The 18,446-nt window shown below is 53.8% G+C and carries 17 protein-coding genes; 4 read left to right on the top strand and 13 right to left on the bottom strand.

All coding sequences use genetic code 11. The features are described 5' to 3' along the window. Positions 1–44 precede the first annotated feature (44 nt). Positions 45–1,562, bottom strand: coding sequence for a dGTPase (gene dgt, locus HU143_RS18030; RefSeq protein ID WP_000146450.1), 1,518 nt, complete (start codon positions 1,560–1,562; stop codon positions 45–47). Between the two features lie 84 nt (positions 1,563–1,646). On the opposite strand from dgt, the gene mtnN reads away from it, so the two are divergent. From mtnN to HU143_RS18045, 3 genes are read left to right on the top strand one after another with little or no spacing between them, the layout of a single operon-like run. Continuing rightward, on the top strand, positions 1,647–2,345 hold the full coding sequence (mtnN, locus tag HU143_RS18035) for a 5'-methylthioadenosine/S-adenosylhomocysteine nucleosidase (protein WP_001523143.1): 699 nt from the start codon (positions 1,647–1,649) through the stop codon (positions 2,343–2,345). Then, positions 2,338–3,138, top strand: coding sequence for a vitamin B12 ABC transporter substrate-binding protein BtuF (btuF, locus tag HU143_RS18040; RefSeq protein WP_051129113.1), 801 nt, complete (start codon positions 2,338–2,340; stop codon positions 3,136–3,138). Before mtnN ends, btuF begins: the two co-directional genes overlap by 8 nt. Positions 3,139–3,174: 36 nt before the next feature. Beyond that, positions 3,175–3,798 (top strand): TRIC cation channel family protein, encoded by a 624-nt coding sequence (locus HU143_RS18045; RefSeq protein WP_000964234.1) that lies wholly within the window; start codon positions 3,175–3,177, stop codon positions 3,796–3,798. A gap of 100 nt (positions 3,799–3,898) precedes the next feature. Here the strand turns inward: HU143_RS18045 and erpA are convergent, their stop codons facing one another. Then, entirely contained in the window at positions 3,899–4,243 is a 345-nt protein-coding gene (gene erpA, locus HU143_RS18050; RefSeq protein WP_001278668.1) for an iron-sulfur cluster insertion protein ErpA, read from the bottom strand. An 81-nt stretch (positions 4,244–4,324) separates the two neighbouring features. Continuing rightward, entirely contained in the window at positions 4,325–5,746 is a 1,422-nt protein-coding gene (clcA, locus tag HU143_RS18055; RefSeq protein ID WP_000845429.1) for a H(+)/Cl(-) exchange transporter ClcA, read from the bottom strand. A gap of 169 nt (positions 5,747–5,915) precedes the next feature. Between clcA and hemL the strand changes: the two genes are divergently transcribed. Continuing rightward, positions 5,916–7,196: a glutamate-1-semialdehyde 2,1-aminomutase gene (gene hemL, locus HU143_RS18060; protein ID WP_023226775.1), complete on the top strand. Its 1,281-nt coding sequence runs from the start codon at positions 5,916–5,918 to the stop codon at positions 7,194–7,196. 107 nt (positions 7,197–7,303) lie between these two features. Here the strand turns inward: hemL and stfH are convergent, their stop codons facing one another. The 10 genes from stfH to fhuC form a co-directional block, all read right to left on the bottom strand. Beyond that, positions 7,304–8,149: a fimbrial adhesin StfH gene (gene stfH / locus HU143_RS18065; protein ID WP_023226774.1), complete on the bottom strand. Its 846-nt coding sequence runs from the start codon at positions 8,147–8,149 to the stop codon at positions 7,304–7,306. Further along, positions 8,149–8,679, bottom strand: coding sequence for a fimbrial protein (locus HU143_RS18070; protein WP_023226773.1), 531 nt, complete (start codon positions 8,677–8,679; stop codon positions 8,149–8,151). The genes stfH and HU143_RS18070 overlap by 1 nt, the downstream gene beginning before the upstream one ends. Further along, entirely contained in the window at positions 8,679–9,155 is a 477-nt protein-coding gene (stfF, locus tag HU143_RS18075) for a fimbrial minor subunit StfF (RefSeq protein ID WP_023210542.1), read from the bottom strand. Before stfF ends, HU143_RS18070 begins: the two co-directional genes overlap by 1 nt. After that, entirely contained in the window at positions 9,152–9,664 is a 513-nt protein-coding gene (locus HU143_RS18080) for a fimbrial protein (protein WP_023226772.1), read from the bottom strand. Before HU143_RS18080 ends, stfF begins: the two co-directional genes overlap by 4 nt. Before the next feature lie 18 nt (positions 9,665–9,682). After that, a complete protein-coding gene (gene stfD / locus HU143_RS18085; RefSeq protein WP_185191062.1) occupies positions 9,683–10,435 on the bottom strand; it encodes a fimbrial chaperone StfD in 753 nt (250 codons plus the stop codon). Positions 10,436–10,452: 17 nt separating this feature from the next. Then, positions 10,453–13,110: a fimbrial biogenesis outer membrane usher protein gene (locus tag HU143_RS18090; RefSeq protein WP_023226770.1), complete on the bottom strand. Its 2,658-nt coding sequence runs from the start codon at positions 13,108–13,110 to the stop codon at positions 10,453–10,455. Between the two features lie 85 nt (positions 13,111–13,195). Next, positions 13,196–13,756, bottom strand: coding sequence for a fimbrial major subunit StfA (stfA, locus tag HU143_RS18095; protein WP_001090554.1), 561 nt, complete (start codon positions 13,754–13,756; stop codon positions 13,196–13,198). Between the two features lie 938 nt (positions 13,757–14,694). Then, positions 14,695–16,734, bottom strand: coding sequence for a Fe(3+)-hydroxamate ABC transporter permease FhuB (gene fhuB / locus HU143_RS18100; RefSeq protein WP_089541814.1), 2,040 nt, complete (start codon positions 16,732–16,734; stop codon positions 14,695–14,697). 14 nt (positions 16,735–16,748) lie between these two features. Next, positions 16,749–17,639, bottom strand: a complete 891-nt coding sequence (fhuD, locus tag HU143_RS18105) for a Fe(3+)-hydroxamate ABC transporter substrate-binding protein FhuD (RefSeq protein WP_023227152.1) — start codon at positions 17,637–17,639, stop codon at positions 16,749–16,751. Further along, positions 17,639–18,436, bottom strand: a complete 798-nt coding sequence (gene fhuC, locus HU143_RS18110; RefSeq protein ID WP_001157197.1) for a Fe3+-hydroxamate ABC transporter ATP-binding protein FhuC — start codon at positions 18,434–18,436, stop codon at positions 17,639–17,641. Before fhuC ends, fhuD begins: the two co-directional genes overlap by 1 nt. Between the last annotated feature and the right edge of the window lie 10 nt (positions 18,437–18,446).

Here is an 18,446-nt window from a genome sequence, read left to right on the forward strand (position 1 = left end):
CTGGAAAAAGTAAAAATTTATTGTCCATCTTTACAAAAGTCCATTTACTGTTCGACCGCCATCAAACGCCGATATTCATCCCATGCGTAAAGGTCAGTCATCCCGCTGATATAATCCTGAATCAACCGACAGCGATAATAATATTCCAGTACCGGGTACTCCGCCGAATCCGTGGGTAATTTACTGACGACTTCCACGTAGGCCAAACGATGGCGCGTAGAAAGTTTCTGAAATAAGCGCGATTCTATAGGGAAGCGTTTCAACCGTTCTTTTTCCACCAGCTCGCGAAAGTCGTTAAGCGACAAGCTTAATAGCGGCTGATAGATATCTAATAACCCGCTGATCACCCGGTATCCCTGTAGTTCAAGCTGTTCTACATCCGGATGGCTAAACACATGTTCAACCGCCACATTCTTATAGAGTTCAAGCAGGCGGCTAAAACCGCTGGCATCTTCCAGTAACGCCTGATTGAAGGTACCGGCAAAAATCTGCGGCAAATTATCAATAAAACGCTGAGCGGCATAGGGCACCAGTTTATTTAATGTATTTACCCGTAAATACATAAAAAACTGATCTTCGGTACTGCGGCTTAATGTATTGGCGCGTGATTTTTCCCACGCATTTCCTACCACCAGCTCAAACAGCGAATCCTTCTCATGGTGGCCCCACGCGTGATATAAATGGTGATAAAGCTGCTCAACGCTAAAGATTCTTTTCTCTACCGCGTCTTCAAGATCGGCGACACAATAAGAAATATCATCTGCGGCTTCCATAATCCACGTTAATGGAAAGCGACTGTAAGGCGCTAACTGCAGTTCTTTACGTAACCTCGCAATATACTTCTCTTCAGAAAGATAATAGCCCGGTTTCTTCATTAAATAGCGATGGGAATCCGGCACCGGCCCTCGCCACCATGCCGGACGGGTATATTTTAAAATTCCGCCGACCTGCGCCCAGGTAAGATTCATCCGCATGAGCGTATGCACCAGACGAATTCCCTGTGCATTGCCTTCAAAATGGCAGATATCCTGACGTACTTTGCGGCGAATATCGTTCAGATTTTCTTCGCCTTCCTGTAACCGTAGCGAGGAAACCACACAGCGATCATGCGTGAGCGGCTGGCTTTCCGCATCTTCCGGATGCAGCCGCTGACGAAACCAGTCATTGATCGCCGCTTCGCCAAAATGACCGAACGGCGGATTACCGATGTCGTGCATCAGGCAGGCCATTTCTACAATACTTTCAAAGGGACCGGTCAGCGCATCCAGACCGTACTCCTCTAGCCGGTTTTGCTCTTTCAGGCGGCTTAAAATCTCTTTCGCGATATAACGCCCCACCTGCTGCACCTCCATCGAATGCGTCAGACGAGTACGCACCGCGGCATTGCGCTCCAGCGGGAAAACCTGCGTTTTTTGCTGCAAACGGCGTATAGCCGGAGAGTTGATAATCCGCCCGCGATCGCTTTCAAAAATCCGCAGGATCTCATGCTCCGTCTTTACACCCTGCGGTGAACGATAACGACGATGCCAGTTAATTTTATTTCGGAAATCGATCGATGCCATATCCTCTCCCCGCCTGAGAAATGCGCTTCCCCATAAGCGCATGATAAACTATGCCCCCAAAACTGACTTATCGCGAGTAAATCTATGAAAATCGGCATCATTGGCGCAATGGAAGAAGAAGTTACGCTGCTGCGTGACAAAATTGACAACCGTCAGACGATTACGCTGGGCGGCTGCGAAATTTACACTGGCCAGTTGAACGGCACCGAAGTGGCGTTGCTGAAATCCGGTATCGGTAAAGTCGCGGCGGCGCTGGGCGCAACGTTGCTTCTGGAGCACTGCAAGCCGGACGTGATCATCAATACCGGTTCCGCAGGCGGTCTGGCGTCCACGCTGAAGGTCGGCGATATCGTCGTCTCTGACGAAGCACGTTACCACGACGCTGATGTGACCGCTTTCGGCTATGAATACGGGCAATTACCGGGCTGTCCGGCCGGATTTAAGGCCGATGATAAGCTGATCGCCGCCGCGGAATCCTGCATCAGGGATCTGAATCTGAACGCGGTACGCGGCCTTATTGTTAGCGGCGACGCGTTTATTAACGGTTCCGTCGGGCTGGCGAAAATCCGGCATAACTTCCCCGACGCGGTCGCCGTAGAGATGGAAGCCACCGCTATCGCCCACGTCTGCCATAACTTCAACGTGCCGTTCGTGGTGGTACGCGCTATCTCTGACGTGGCCGATCAGCAATCGCACCTCAGCTTTGACGAATTCCTCGCGGTGGCGGCGAAACAGTCGACTCTGATGGTCGAAACGCTGGTACAGAAACTGGCGCATGGCTAAGCAAATGTTCAGGGCGCTGGGCGCCCTGCTGCTTACGCTCCCGGTGTGGCTTTACGCTGCGCCGCGCGTAATTACGCTCTCTCCCGCCAATACGGAGCTTGCTTTTGCCGCCGGGATTACGCCCGTTGGCGTCAGCAGCTATTCCGACTACCCGCCCGAAGCGCAAAAAATAGAACAGGTCTCTACCTGGCAGGGAATGAATCTGGAGCGCATTGTGTCGCTGAAGCCGGATCTGGTCGTCGCCTGGCGCGGCGGTAATGCGGAACGCCAGGTAAACCAACTGACGTCATTAGGTATTAAGGTCATGTGGGTGGACGCGGTAACCATCGAACAGATCGCCGACGCGCTCCGCCAACTGGCCGCCTGGAGCCCGCAGCCGGAAAAGGCTCAGCAGGCAGCGCAGACATTGCTAAAAGAGTACGCCGCGCTCAAAGTCGAGTATGCCGGTAAAGCTAAAAAGCGCGTCTTTCTTCAGTTTGGCATGAATCCTCTGTTTACCAGTGGTAAAGGGTCTATTCAACATCAGGTTTTGACGACCTGCGGCGGAGAAAACGTCTTTGCTGACAGCCGCGTGCCGTGGCCGCAAGTCAGCCGTGAACAGGTGCTGGCAAGGCATCCCCAGGCCATTATCGTGGCCGGAAAAGCGGGCGAAATTCTCAAAATTGAACAATACTGGGGAAACCTGTTAAAAATTCCGGTTATTCCGCTTAACAGCGACTGGTTTGAACGCGCAAGCCCGCGTATTATCCTCGCCGCAAAACAACTCTGTAATGCGCTTTCACAGGTGAATTAGAGCCTGTCTTACCAGGCTCCCAGTGGGGATTCGACAATGCTCGTCTATTGGCTGGATATTGTAGGCACGGCTGTATTTGCTATCTCTGGCGTGTTGCTGGCCGGGAAATTACGTATGGACCCGTTCGGCGTCCTGGTGCTCGGCGTCGTTACTGCCGTTGGCGGCGGGACAATCCGCGATATGGCGCTGGATAACGGCCCGGTATTCTGGGTTAAAGATCCTACCGACCTGGTCGTCGCCATGGTCACCAGTATGCTGACCATCCTGCTGGTTCGCCAGCCAAGACGTCTGCCGAAATGGATGTTGCCGGTGCTGGATGCGGTCGGGCTGGCGGTGTTTGTCGGCATTGGGGTGAATAAAGCCTTCCTCGCTGAAACGGGGCCATTAGTGGCCGTCTGTATGGGCGTGATTACCGGCGTCGGCGGCGGGATTATTCGCGATGTTCTGGCACGCGAGATTCCCATGATCCTACGCACCGAAATCTATGCCACGGCCTGTATTATCGGCGGGATTGTTCACGCCACCGCGTTTTATACGTTTTCAGTACCGCTGGAAAGCGCCAGCATGATGGGTATGGTCGTCACGCTGTTTATTCGGCTGGCGGCCATTCGCTGGCATTTGAAATTGCCGACGTTTGCCCTGGATGAAAACGGACGTTGATATTGTTTTGCCCGATGGCGCTACGCTTATCGGGCCTAGAACATCTTTCCTGTAGGCCGGATAAGACGCTCGCGTCGCCATCCGGCACAACGAACAGCGATCAAATGCTGAAGGAAGAGCCACACCCGCAGGTACTTTTCGCATTCGGGTTGGTTACAATGAAGCGGGAACCTTCCAGACCTTCGGTATAATCTACCGAACCACCCACCAGATACTGCAAACTCATCGGGTCAACCACCAGGCCAACGCCCTGTTTTTCGATGGTCATATCCCCTTCGTTAACCTGATCGTCAAAGGTAAAACCATACTGGAAGCCGCTGCAACCACCGCCGGTGATATACACGCGCAGTTTCAGATTCGGGTTATCTTCGTCAGCGATAAGACTTTTTACTTTATTCGCTGCTGCGTCGGTAAACTGCAGCGGCAGCGCTACGTCATCACTCATATTTTGCTCCAAACGACATCGGTAATTGGATAAATTTTCACCCAATATTGGCAGTCATTATCTAATACCCTGGTAATTCGTTCAAGTATTCTCGCCCGCAGGCGCATTCTGGCTTTTCGCCGCCTGTTCCGCATCCTGCTTCGCCAGAGTGCGCGCCAGGATGGTTGAGTATAACGGTTTCCCGCCCAAAAACTGGGCTAATAGTGTCGCGCCAAGACAGGTGATAATCATTGGCAAAATGAGCTGGTAGTTATCGGTCATCTCCAGCACCAGCACAATCCCCGTCAGCGGGGCGCGCACCGACGCCGCCATCAGCGCCCCCATCCCGGCAATCGCAAAGGTACCGGCCTCCAGGTGATACTGCGGGAAAAGCACTGCCGCCGCCATACCGAAGGCCGTACCAAGCAGCGTTCCCAGCGCCAGCATCGGGGCGAAAATGCCCCCCGGCGCGCCGGAAGAAAAGCAAAGCAGCGTCGTGACAACCCGGGCAATAAAGATGAACAGCAGTAGCCCGACGCTAAAATTACCTGCCGCGGCGATGGGAATAAGGTTAAATCCGCCGCCTGCCGCTTCCGGCTCAATCAACCCCAGAATACCGCACAGGCCGCCGATCGCGCCGCCCATAAGCACCCATTTTTTAATTTCGCCGCCATGAAAGCGCTGAAACATATCCTGGGTACGCAGCACCAACGAATTAAATACCGGCCCGACGCAGCCAAAAATAATACCGAGGATAAGGTATAACCACAGCGTGTTAACCGGCGCATCAGACAGTTTGCCGACTTCAATAATCGGCGCTTCGCCGTTAAATATGCGGAACACAATGCTCGACATGATGACGCCGGTAAACACCGCTTTAATCGAAATCAGGTTGTAGCGAAACTGCGGGCGCATCTCTTCAATAATAAACAGGATACCCGCCAGCGGCGCGTTAAACGCCGCAGAGAGCCCCGCCGCCGCGCCGGTCGCCAGCAACGTATGCCGCGCTTCGGCGCTGCGCATACGAAAAACATCCAGCACCATGCGCCCCAGGTTGCCCCCGATTTGCACCGTTGGCCCTTCGCGCCCTAATACCATTCCTGCGCCCAACGTTCCCATCCCACCGATAAATTTCACCGGCAACACGCGCCACCAGCGCACCGGACGTAGCTCCTCCAGCGCGCCTTCAATTTCCGGGATACCCGAGCCGCCGGCTTCCGGCGCAAATTTTCGCACCAAAAAGTAGCCGACCATCGCCAGTAACGCCGAAAGGATAAAGGCCAGCGGCCAAAGCAAAAACGCATGGTCCGCGACCTGAACCAGCGCGCCAATGCGCATGTTTTGTACCCAGGAAACCGCCTTTTCAAAGGCGACGCCAACCAGTCCGGTAAGCGTGCCGACAACGGCCGCCATGAACAGGATGGCCAGCGGTGTTTTATCCCGCTGCATTAACCGGCGAATCTGATCTCTGCGCCGTAAACGCACAATTTGCTGAGCTAAAAAGGTGGAAGTGTCTGTTTTCATCAGAAGATCATTAATTGGTAATACAAATCTAAAGTCGGCATTCTACTCGCCAACGCCGCGAAAATCCCCTGCAAATCGTATTGTTTCAAATGCGTAAAACTTTCATAACCTTCTCTGAATAACTTAGAATAGCGGGTATTCACTTTTTCTACGAACCAGGAATCTTTCCATGAGTAAGTCTGAAAATCTCTATAGCGCGGCCCGCGAGCTGATCCCCGGCGGCGTGAACTCCCCTGTTCGCGCCTTCACTGGCGTAGGCGGTACCCCACTGTTTATCGAAAAAGCGGACGGCGCTTATCTTTATGATGTCGATGGCAAAGCGTATATCGACTATGTCGGTTCCTGGGGGCCAATGGTACTGGGGCATAACCATCCGGCTATCCGCAATGCGGTGATCGAAGCTGCGGAGCGCGGTTTAAGTTTCGGCGCGCCAACCGAAATGGAAGTAAAAATGGCGGAACTGGTGACCAACCTGGTGCCGACCATGGACATGGTGCGCATGGTGAACTCCGGCACCGAAGCGACGATGAGCGCTATTCGCCTGGCGCGTGGTTTTACTGGCCGCGATAAGATTATCAAATTCGAAGGCTGCTACCACGGCCACGCAGACTGTCTGCTGGTCAAAGCCGGTTCTGGCGCGCTGACGCTTGGTCAGCCGAACTCGCCGGGCGTGCCGGCAGATTTCGCGAAACATACGCTGACCTGCACTTATAACGATCTGGCGTCAGTGCGCGCGGCATTTGAACAATATCCGCAGGAAATCGCCAGTATCATCGTCGAACCCGTGGCGGGCAATATGAACTGCGTCCCGCCGCTGCCGGAATTTCTGCCAGGTCTGCGCGCCTTGTGCGATGAGTTCGGCGCGCTGCTGATTATCGACGAAGTGATGACCGGTTTTCGCGTAGCGCTGGCCGGAGCCCAGGATTACTACGGCGTCGTGCCTGACCTGACCTGTCTGGGTAAAATCATCGGCGGCGGGATGCCGGTAGGCGCGTTTGGCGGTCGTCGCGATGTAATGGATGCGCTGGCGCCGACGGGCCCGGTTTACCAGGCGGGCACCCTTTCCGGCAACCCGATTGCGATGGCGGCCGGTTTCGCCTGCCTGAATGAAGTCGCCCAGCCCGGCATTCATGAAACGCTGGATGAGCTCACCACCCGCCTGGCGGAAGGGCTGTGCGAAGCGGCGCAGGAGGTGGGGATCCCACTGGTCGTCAACCATGTCGGCGGCATGTTCGGGATTTTCTTCACCGATGCAGAAACCGTAACCTGCTATCAGGATGTGATGGCATGTGACGTTGAACGCTTTAAGCGTTTCTTCCACCTGATGCTGGAGGAAGGCGTATATCTGGCGCCGTCCGCGTTCGAAGCAGGCTTTATGTCCGTGGCGCACAGTGAAGAAGATATCAATAACACCATCGACGCCGCGCGTCGGGTGTTTGCGAAACTGTAAAAGAGAACGTCCAGAAACAACGTAGGCCGGGTAAGGCGAAGCCGCCACCCGGCTTTTTTTTGGTTCATACCAGGTTAGCGTGAATCTTCGCCAAACACCCAGCCCCCCTAAAGCTCATCAATAATATACTGGAAGCTACAGGTCGACGTGAACTGCCCGGAGCCAATGTTGCGGGTGTTCACCGCTACATTAATGTCATGAAGCTCAACATCGGTTATCGGATGATCAACGGCGCTGGTCGTGACGCTCGACTGGTCGCAGCCCAGCACATTGAGCGTAATACCCGATGAGACAAAACGGCAATAAGCGCCACGGTTGTCAAATTTGCTGCCATCGCACAGTTTCCCCCCCTCCATCAAATAGGTATGTAACGTGCGATTCACCGTGCCACCGGTGGCATCAAACATGAGCGTTGTTTTCTGTTTCGAAACGTTCGCATCCCAGGAGATATCAAAAGTTTCGACTGGCACCTTCGGACAAGCCGAGCTACGCGTGTCCGGCGCGCTATAGGTTTCCCCAGAAACCAGATCCTCAGCGGTGCTATGAGTGGCGGCCAGCCACGGGCAACCATAATTGTCGCTTTGTACGGTAATATCAACGGTATAATAACCGCAGCCATTCCAACTTGAGGGGAGGTTTTTACAGTTGGATTTCGAAATGCTGTTATCAAAATCCCGCAGAACAATAGTCGGTGCGGGGTCAGGCCCGGTCCAGGAGAGTAAGGTCGCAGTAGCTCCTTTTCTTGCCATTCCTGAGAATTTCCAGGAACCATAGTACACGCCATCAGGCGTGGTTACTGTAGAGTTCAGTATAACCGCTCTATCCGCATAACTAGGGCCAATACCATAATATAGCGTGGTGCTCCCAAACGTCGCTTTCAGCATGGGTCTGGCCGATACCGAACCACCATAAACGGCAATCAGCAGCAAAAATAAAGTCCGTATTATTTTCATTATAAATACTCAAATGTGGCTAGCGCACTTGCAGAGAACCTTCCCGGAATCAGGTCCTCGCCGGGAAGACGTTGTACCCAGGCATTCAGGCTTAGCGTATTTTTCCCCGTCACCAGCGTAAATACCGCACCGCTTTCGTTATTAATGCCCACGGGAACGCCGGATAGCGTTTCAATGCCAATCCCGATCCCGGAAGCGCCTGAATAGCTATCGATGGCCAGGATACCGCGCATTCCGGTCGCTTCGGTTCCAGTGAAAATTACCTGCACTCCGTTACTCAGCGCCGAATCGCAATCCGTTAGTTCAAACACCAAAGGTTTGCGGGCAGACTGGCCGCCGGGAATAAAGTCAGAAGCATCAAGCGATGAAAAATCGACTTCATCAATATCGGCTCCCTGCATTGTTAAGGTACACGGACTGGCGACCAGACTACCGGAAAAATGCAGATTATCTGCCGCTGAGACCGGCAATATCAGCGTCCCCCAGAGGATGAAGGCCACGCCGTGTAATAACGTCTGTTTTTTAACCATTACTGATAATCCACCTGTAATGTTGCCGTCGCATCGAAGTCGCCTTCTGTCAGCGAGGCTCCGCTCTTTTTAACCGGTATGGCTTTCAGAACAGGTGCCGACTGCTCATTTACAGTAATGGTGGACCCCAACGTAAACGGTTGGTCGTTCTGCCTGAGTTCAATCCCCAGCCCCGCCACGCTGGTGTTTATCGCCGCCTGATTAAAATCAGTCACAGAGCCGCTTAGTGTCAGGGTCATTGTCATCGTATCGTCGCGCACCGCTGAATCACAGGTGATCTCATACGGAACATTCTGTGCGTAACGCGCACCATCTATTTTACTAATCAGCATGTTACCGAACTTAACTTCGATCGTCTGATTATGGCTAATCGTGCAATTCGGCGGTGATATTAACGTACCGTGAAACTTAAGATTCTCAGCCGACTGCGCGGCAAAACTGCTGCTTATTAACACCATCAAAGCCATTTTTTTCATTGGTAATCCACCACCAGCGTAGCACCTGCGTTAAACGCGCCACCTGTTAACGTTACGCCATTATCTTTGACAGGAATCGCCTCGATGGCCGGACCGCTGCCACCGCTGTATTGAAATGACAACCATTGCGTATTGCCGGGTGAAATCAGCTCGCCATCCGTGGCGGTTTGCAGACGGATACCCAATCCATCGACATCGGTTTGCAATACCGACTCACCATTGATAGTCACCGCATTCCCCTGAATCTGTAACTTCAGGTAATCGCTCACTCTGCCGTTACAGCTCAGGCGATAGCCCACCGCCTGCCGGTAATTCACCCCATCCACTTTCGTCGTCAACACATTGCCAAATTCCACCTCACCACCAGTCACAGTACAGGGCGGCGCGGCATTAACGACTATCGTCAGCGTCATGTTGACCGTCTTACTTCCCGCTGCCAGCGGCATACTGACCGCACTCAGCATGGCCGCACACGTTACCGTGCCCAGCCGTAACCGCCATTGCCTCATCTTGCGTCTCCTTGTCGGTTACGACTTTCTGCTTTTTGCTTCATCTACCGCACAACTGTTGTCAGTACAGTTAAAAATCAGCGGTAACCGCGCGCCATAATCGTTGACGTAAGTCAGCACAGGCGAGTGACCTAATTCACTGGCGTCCCCTCCCAGCGTCACGTTGCTTTTTGGTGCAATCACTAAAGAGCTAAAGCCTCTGGCTGGTGTGCCGTCCATGCGGTTGCTGGCGTTGCTTAACACCACGTAGTAACCGGTCGGATTGCTCACCTGATAGCCATTGCCCTGACGCTGAAGGGTGATTTTGTATTGCCAGGGATGCTGCATATCGATTTTCGACAGCGCCTGCGGACGGTAAAAAACTTTGATGCGCGTTTGCAGGGCGATTTGCAGCGTATTGGGCTTGTCGCTTTGCGGCGGAATTTCGCGCACGTTGTAATAAAAAAGGGTTTCTCGATCCTGGGGTAGCGATGCCAGCGCTGGCATTCCCTGAATTTTGACCTGTCCCGTTCCCGATGGCTCAATGCGCTGGACCGGCGGGACGACGATTAAAGGCGAGGTGATTTTGGTGCCCTTCTCATCTTCCACCCAGGACTGCGCCAGATAGGGCAGTTTGCCGTTGGCATTTTTCAGATCGACGCTTATCGATTTATCTTCGCCGCGAAACACCAGGCGAGTACGATCGGGCGCAATGGCGGCCTGAGCGCTGCTGTAGCCGCCCAGCAGAAGCAGCAAAACGGCGGCCAGGTTATAACGTTTAAATGACATCATGAATGCGATTTCCTGAATCAATGTGTTGGATAACGAGAAGAGAGCGCTTCGGGTTGCGTTGAAGGCGCCAGCCGCTGCGTATGAAGCTGGAGTAACGATTTCTCTTCAGGCTGCGTTGTCTTAGGTGATGAAGCGTCGCCGATGCACGGCAGCAACAGGCCGCTAAACAGATCGCCCGGCAGCGGATCGGGCAACGCCGCTTCACACTGCGTTTTACCTTCCCATGTCACCTGCAACCGCTCGCCGGGGTTAATGCCTATCAGATAAACGCTGCCGCCTTCGCCGACGATCCCTAACTGTTGCTGGCGGCTGTTGTAAACTTCCGCACCGAAGGGGGGTGTGCCGCCATCGCGCAGGCGGATACTGGCCATGGCTTTTTTACCGCTGAGCACCTCCATGCGGCGATAACCGATTGCCCCTTCCGTCAGGGTCGCCTGAGCAACGGAGAGGATTGCTTCCGCGTCTTCCGGCAACTGGGTAATGTCGATTTTCACCTGGTTGCGGTAGTAGTCGTTGACGTCGACAATGACGGCTTTACCAAACGCGTTGGTATATACCGGCGTGCTGTAGCCGGAGATGGGTACGTTCGCTTCATCGCCGACATCCACCATCAGCCGCGAGCCGCCGTTGACGCTGGTGCGGTGCAGCGCCCCGCCTTTAGCAGTCAGCGTCGCGCCGCCCTGGATGTTCAGCCCGCCGGAGGTATAGTCGCCTTCCTGATAGTTCGCACTGACGTCAATGTCGGCATAGCTCGCTTGATGACGGTAATAGCCGTCGAGAGTCGCGCCGTTATCCGCGCGGCCAGCGTTGATCTGGTAGTTATTGCGATCGTCAATGCGCTCGTAATAGCCGACCTGATTGCTGTTGTTGTCATCGCTAAAGGAGCCGTTGTAGCTCAGCGTGCGGTTGTTGCCCCACGGAATACTGAGCGAGACGTACACGCCGTCATCACGCTCATTGTCATATTCGTTGCGAAAACCGTTCACCGACAGACTGATCCCGCGCACCTCACCGACATCGAAATAGTGCGACAGCGTCAGGTTATAGCTGTCCTGGTTAGGTTGATTCCAGTAGGTGCGATGGGTGTAGTTGATATAGGCGTTGACGTTTATTGCCGAAAAGTTCTGGCTGTACGTCAGGGTATACATCTCTTTATCGTGGCCGGTGCGCTGACGATCGTTATCGTCATTATGCGTATCGATAAACTCGTCCATCGTCATGTAGTTTTCTTCGGAAAAGCGATAACCAGCAAACGTCAGACGGCTGTCTATATCATCAAAATCTTTAGCGTAGCTGGCACGGAACGAGTTACCCTGAATGGTGCCGTCGCCGTAGGCGCTACCCTCTGGCAGCGTCGCACGGGAATGGGTGACATCGACGGAAAACGCGCCCAGCAGCGCCAGATCGCGCCCCAGTCCTAACGCCAGCGCCTGATAATCCTGCTCACCGATGGCACCGCCGTACAGCGACCAGCCGTTAGCGATCCCCCAGGAGGCTTCGGCTGAGGTGAAAAAGCCGCCTTCCATATTGTGATCCCAGTCCTGCGGTCGCCCGGCTGCCAACTTGTAGCGCACCTGGCCAGGACGGGTCAGAAACGGAATGGAGGCGGTGCTGACGTCATATTCCTGCACCTGACCGCTTTGTTCTTCAATTTTGACGTGTAGATCGCCGGATACCGTTTCATTAATATCCTGAATGCGAAACGGCCCTGCCGGGACCTGCGACTCATAAATCACCCGCCCGCGCTGGGTCACGGTGACTTTGGCGTTGGTGCGCGCCACGCCTGATATATCCGGGGCGTAGCCGCGCAGATTAGGCGGTAACATCTGATCGTCGGTGATAAGGCTGCCGCCAACATAGTTAAAGCCGTCGAAAATATCGGATTCCAGCGATCCTTCGCCCAGCGTTAGCTGCGCCCGGAGCTGTGGGATCGCCCGCCAGGCGTAATAGCGGTTCCAGTCCCAGTTCTGTTCGGAACTGGAGCCAAAGTTGTCTTTATCTTCGCTGTCATTTTCGTGACGATAGTTAGCCTGCCAGTCCGCGCGCAAACGCCACGCGCCGAGGTTGGCACCCACCGTGCCGTTGCCGCTGATGTCATACTCATCGCCGTCATCATGTTCAGCATGTCGCCACTGGCTGTTAACGTTGTAGTCAAATAATACGCCGGGAATCCCTTCATCCCAGCGGGAAGGTGGATCCCACTCTTCATCGCTGTATTCCAGATAGGCCTGCGGAATAATCACCGTCAGCGTTGACTGGCTTAAATCCGTTTGGGTTTCCATCCCTTCCAGTTGATCTGGTTGCAGACACTGACCGGCATTTATCCAGATCATTTTATCTGCTATTTCAGGTTTTAACCCCAGCAGCGATACCAGTTCAGGCGATAAACAGGGATAGGTGTTATCAGGATCGTTATTATCAACGGAATACGTAATAACATTATCCTGGGCAATTTGACTCTGATTGACCAGCACCTGGAGATGATAGCTCCCCGGCATAATGTAGCCTTTACGGGAAAAACGGGAGAGATCCAGGCTGGCATCATCTTTAACATCAAGAAATCGGGTATTAAATTGAATGGGCGCTTCCGCATAGCTATTTTCCGGACCGACAGCCAGAACAATACCCACCACGGCCGCAAGCGTGCTCAGACGAAATTTTTTATAGTGAGCCATCAGACAATCTATCCCTGAAATATATAATCTATTTTTTTACTTTAAGCATTATCCTGCGGCAGACTGCCGCAGGATGATATTTTACTTACAGATAGCTGATCGTGAAGTTTACGGTGCTGCTGAATTCGCCGGTATCGATAGTGGTGGCAGCGGAATCGCCTTTCACCCAGGCTTTGAAGTTAAGAGTCTGTTTCGCCGCCGCAACGCTGCCGTTCATCGTCAGGTTTTCGCTGTAAGCGTCGCCCAATTTGATCGCGGAACCCAGGTGGTTGCCGATAACAATGCTGGAACCCGCCATTTCGCCGCCGCCGATACGCATCAGCGCAACGCTGCCCGGATTAGCGCTGGATTCGTTACCGATGGCAGAGAAAACGGTAGACGCTTCTTTCTCAGTGGTGAATGCGCAGTTTTCCAGACCGATATGGAAATCGACTTTTGAAGATTCTTTACCGCCCATCAGAGAACCGGTACCGATATGGCCCAGGTTAACGGTCTGGTGTTCGTCGCCAACCACGATTGAACACGGTGAATCTTCAATAGTACCGGTAAAAGTCACCGTACCAGTATTACTGCCCGCAGCATTGGCAAAGCTGGAAACACCCATAACCAGTGCGGCAGCAACCGCAGCTTTTACTGCTGTATTCATTTTTCATCCTTATTAAAAGTTGGTGAGTATTTTTACGCTATTCACACAGAGTTATACTCAATACCCCATGTTTATATTAGTAGATATATATTATATGACGAGTTATGAAATTGCCGATGCAACATTCAAAAGAAGCAAACAACACGTTAATAAATAACATCCCTTAGGCGCGGTGAAGTATTTTCCATTAAAAACCCAAAGACAAGCGTTTTTTATTTAAAGGATTATCAGAATTAAATAATAAATATTTTTACCGTTCAAAAAACAAACAAAGCAAGCAAGACGGGAGAGCCAAAAAAACAATAAACATGTCAAAATGAATAAAAAAAGATCAGAATTACAGTACTGAATATATAGCAATGACGCGTAACATTTATTTTTGGTATAAATTTCATTAAAAAAACAAAAAATGCTAAATTACATTTTTTTTGTTTACTCGTGGCAATTAATTTATTTTAATAGAGTTGTTTTTTATTACTTCGATAAAAAAATAATATTTTATTATCGAAGTTTTATAATAAAAATTTATTATTAAATTAAAATTGATTTACGAGATGCATTAAAGATGCGGCATCCGCATCTTAATATTTAAAAAGGCTTAATACCGAAACCGGTAATTCTTATTATTGGATAGATCATGCCGCAATTTATCATCAACGTTTCGGGCCTGGATATGTTGAAATTAGTCACCCTGTTCAGGAGACAGCGGCGCGCCACTGAAATAGCACATGACTTATCGATACAGAAATAACACCTGCTTCTTGCTGAAAATAAAAGCAGAATTCCCTCGATAAAACGTGACAGGACAGCTCTCGCACCTGATAGCGTTCAGCTATTTTTAGGTCTACAAAATATTGCCACAACATATTGATATTGTGTAATTTGTAGGTCGGGTTGAGCATGGCTGCCACCCGACATAAATGTGGCATAGCCTTTTTTTACCGGCTCTGTTTACGTAGCAAATAGATAAAATACGGCGCGCCAATAAAGCTTGAAAGCAGTCCCGCCGGGATCTGATACGGAAATAGCGCCATCCTGCCGCACCAGTCGGCAAAGACCAGTAAAACGCCCCCTGCCAGCGCCGAGATGACCATATGCGGCATCGTCCGGCGAAAACCGAGCATCCGCGCAATATGCGGCGCCATCAGTCCAACGAAACTCAGCGGCCCAATGGTCATCGTCGCGGTTGCCGTCAAACACGCCGCCAGCGCCAGCAGCGCGATACGCGACGGCGTAAGCGCCATGCCCACCGCGCGCGCGGCATCGCCGCCCAGTGGCAAAATCGTTAACCAGCGGCGACACAACGGCACAATGGCCAGCAAAATCACCATCACGATCGCGGTTCGCGTAACCTGCCCGCCAGTGGCGTTATAGGTAGATCCTGAGATCCAGGTCAACACATCCGCCATCCGCGGATCGCCGCTCGCCTGGAGCATCATTAGCAGCATGGTAAACGCAGTGCTGAGCGCCATCCCCGCCAGCAACATCCGTTGCGGCGAGAAACCGCCGCGCCCGGCGGCTAACATAATAATCAGCAGTGTCGCCGCCGCGCCCAGGCTTCCGGCAGGCAGTAGCCAACCGAAAGCATTCCCCGGCACCAAAAACAGCATCAACACCACGCCAAACGCGGCTCCGGAACTGATCCCCAGCACTTCCGGACTGGCCATTGGATTACCGGTCAGACGCTGAATAATGCAGCCCGCCACCGCCAGCATGACGCCCGCCATTAACGCCGCCAGTATCCGCGGCCAGCGCCACGGCATCAGTTCTTCAAGCGGCGTTCCGCTCGCCCACGTCCAGCCGTGCGCGTCGCGACCAAAAGAGAGCGCGCCCCATGTTGCCAGCAGCAGGAGCGCGCCACCGGCAACGGCAAAAGCAAGAACGTGCCGACGTTCCGCCGCCACACGATCGCTGGCGTTCATATCCGGCGCGCTCATGCTTTTAAGCCGCGGCAGCAGCCACAGGAGCAGCGGCGCGCCGATTAACGCCGTCACTGACCCGGTGGAAACCTCCATCCATACGCGGGTGAGCCAAAGGATAATCTGATCGGATAGCCACAAAATAAGCGCCCCAATGAGCGGCGCCAGCATCAGGCGCGCCAGCAGACGTCTTGCGCCAAGCATTTTCGCCAGCAGCGGCGCAAACAGGCCGATAAAACCGATAATGCCCACCGCGTTGACCAGCAGAGCGCTCAACACAATCGCCAGCGACAGCGCCGCCAGACGCGCTAACGACAGCGCCAGACCCAGATTACGCGCAACGCCGTCATCCAGCCCCATCAGCGTCATCGGGCGTAACAACAATAACGTGAGCATCACACCGCCCAGCAACTGCGGCCACAGACGCTGCACGCCGCTCCAGTCGGTTTGCGTTAGCGTTCCGGTGCTCCATAAAAACATGCTTTGCAACTGATCGTGGTGGAAAATCACCAGTAACTGGTTGATTGCGCCACAATAGAGGCTGACCACCAGCCCGGCGAGGATCAGGGTCACTGGCGACAGGCGTTTGCCCCACGCCACACCGAACACCAGCGCGCCGACAATGCAGGCTCCCGTCAGGGCGGCAAACTGCGTGGCCAGCGCGCCGGGAATCGTCCAAAGCGTAGTCACCGTGATCCCCAATTGCGCGCCGGTCGCCACACCCAGCGTGGTCGGTTCCGCCAGCGGGTTACGTAATACTTGCTGGAACAGGACGCCTACCAGCCCAAGCCCCGCGCCCACCAGCAGCGAAATCGCCAGTCTTGGCAGCAGGCTGTAATGAAAAATCATCTGCTCAATGATGTCGATATCCGGTGACCAGATAGCCTGTTGCCACTGACTGCGCGGTAGCGCAACGGAGAAGTTAACCCATGTCAGCCAGCAGGCGGCAACCAACAGCGCCAATAACAGCAACGCCGGATGGCGGCTTCGCCTTATCCGGCCTACAAAGCGCCCAAACCGTAGGTCGGATAAGGCGCTTTTCGCGCCGCCATCCGGCATTTCACGTTTTCTGCTCACGCTTTGCCTCCCAACACGTTATTCAGGATGTGGACAAAGTGCATCGTGGAGAGGGTCGCGCCATAGAACCAAACGGCGGGCACCCGGTGAAAGCGCCCGGCGCGGACAAACGGCATGGCCTGCCACAGCGGCGTTGCCATCAGCGCGTTCATATCGGTGTTATTCCCGTGATCGAAGCAGATCACATCCGCTTCTTTATACATCGCCAGCCGATCGATGCTAACCGCCGTACTGCCCCAAAAGTTGGTTTCACCCTGCCAGGCATTGACAATGCCATACTCGTCCAGCACCTCCTGGAACAGGCAATTCGGGCCGAGCACCAGCATATGCCGCGGATCGATAAGCGTCGTCATCAGTAACGGACGCCCCCCGCGGCGGATAAAATGCGGCTTCTGGCTGGCGATGAAGCGATCGTATTGCGCCAGATGTTTTTCTGCCGCAGCTTCCAGATTCAGCGTCTGCGCCAGTTCAACCAGCGAGCGTCGGGCCACCGCCAGCGGCTTTTTGCCGTCGCTAAAATCGAACCCGCGCCCCGGCGCGATCCGCGCCAGTTTCTCCGGCGAGGGTCCGTAGCCTGCCGACCAGACCATAAACGACGGCTTCATCTCCGTCAGCAGTTCGAGATTGGGTTCAGTGCGAAGACCCACATCAATCACCGAATCCGGCAACGGCGGTTCGCTAACCCACAGCTTATAATTTGGCACGTCCGCCACGCCATACGGCGTAATACCGAGCGCCAGCAGCAGCTCAACCGGCAGCCACTCCAGCGCCACAATCCGGCGGGGATCGATAGCGGCAGCCTGCGCCGTATTCATTTGCCACAGCAGCGGCGAGAGCGCCATCGCCGTTAATAAACGGCGGCGAGTAAGAGGATATAAATCACGCATTAATACACAAAACTCACAGGTGCCGCGCCCGCCGGATGCGGAAGGATACCCATCGGGATACCGTAAATCTGTTCCAGCGTGTCACTGCGCATCAGTTCCGCAGGCGTTCCTTGCGCAATCATTTCACCGCCGCGTAGCGCGACTAAATAATCACAGTAGCGGGCCGCCATGTTGATATCGTGCAGCACCGCAACCACCGTCAGCCCGCGCTGCTGGCTTAAACGATGCACCAGCGCCAGCACGTCCACCTGATGGGCGATATCCAGCGCTGACGTCGGCTCATCCAGCAGCAGACAACGGCTATCCTGCGCGACCAGCATGGCAATCCACGCGCGCTGGCGTTCACCGCCGGAAAGACTGTCTACCAGACGATGCGCCAGCGGTTTTAAGCCGACCAGCGTAATCGCCTCGTCTACTTTTTCCCGGTCCGCGACGCCAAAGCGTCCCAGCGCGCCGTGCCACGGATAGCGGCCAATCGCCACCAGTTCGCGCACCGTCATTCCTTCCGCCTGTGGCAATTGTTGAGGCAGATAGGCAACTTTGCGGGCAAACGCCTTGCTGCTCCAGCTCGCCAGCGGCTGATTGTCGAGCAGAATATCCCCTTCGGAAGGCAGCTGATGGCGGCCCAGCATTTTTAACAGCGTGGATTTACCGGAACCATTATGGCCAATAAGTCCGGTGACGCGACCTGCGGGAAACGTTAACGAGAGAGGGTGTAAAAGCGTGCGGCCCGGCACACGAAAGGCGACGCTTCGCAGCGCAAAGGTGGTATCGGAATGAATGTGGTTTTCCTGCATCGCAGCCAAC

This window comes from Salmonella sp. SJTUF14076, assembly GCF_015534835.1.
GTDB lineage: Bacteria > Pseudomonadota > Gammaproteobacteria > Enterobacterales > Enterobacteriaceae > Salmonella > Salmonella enterica.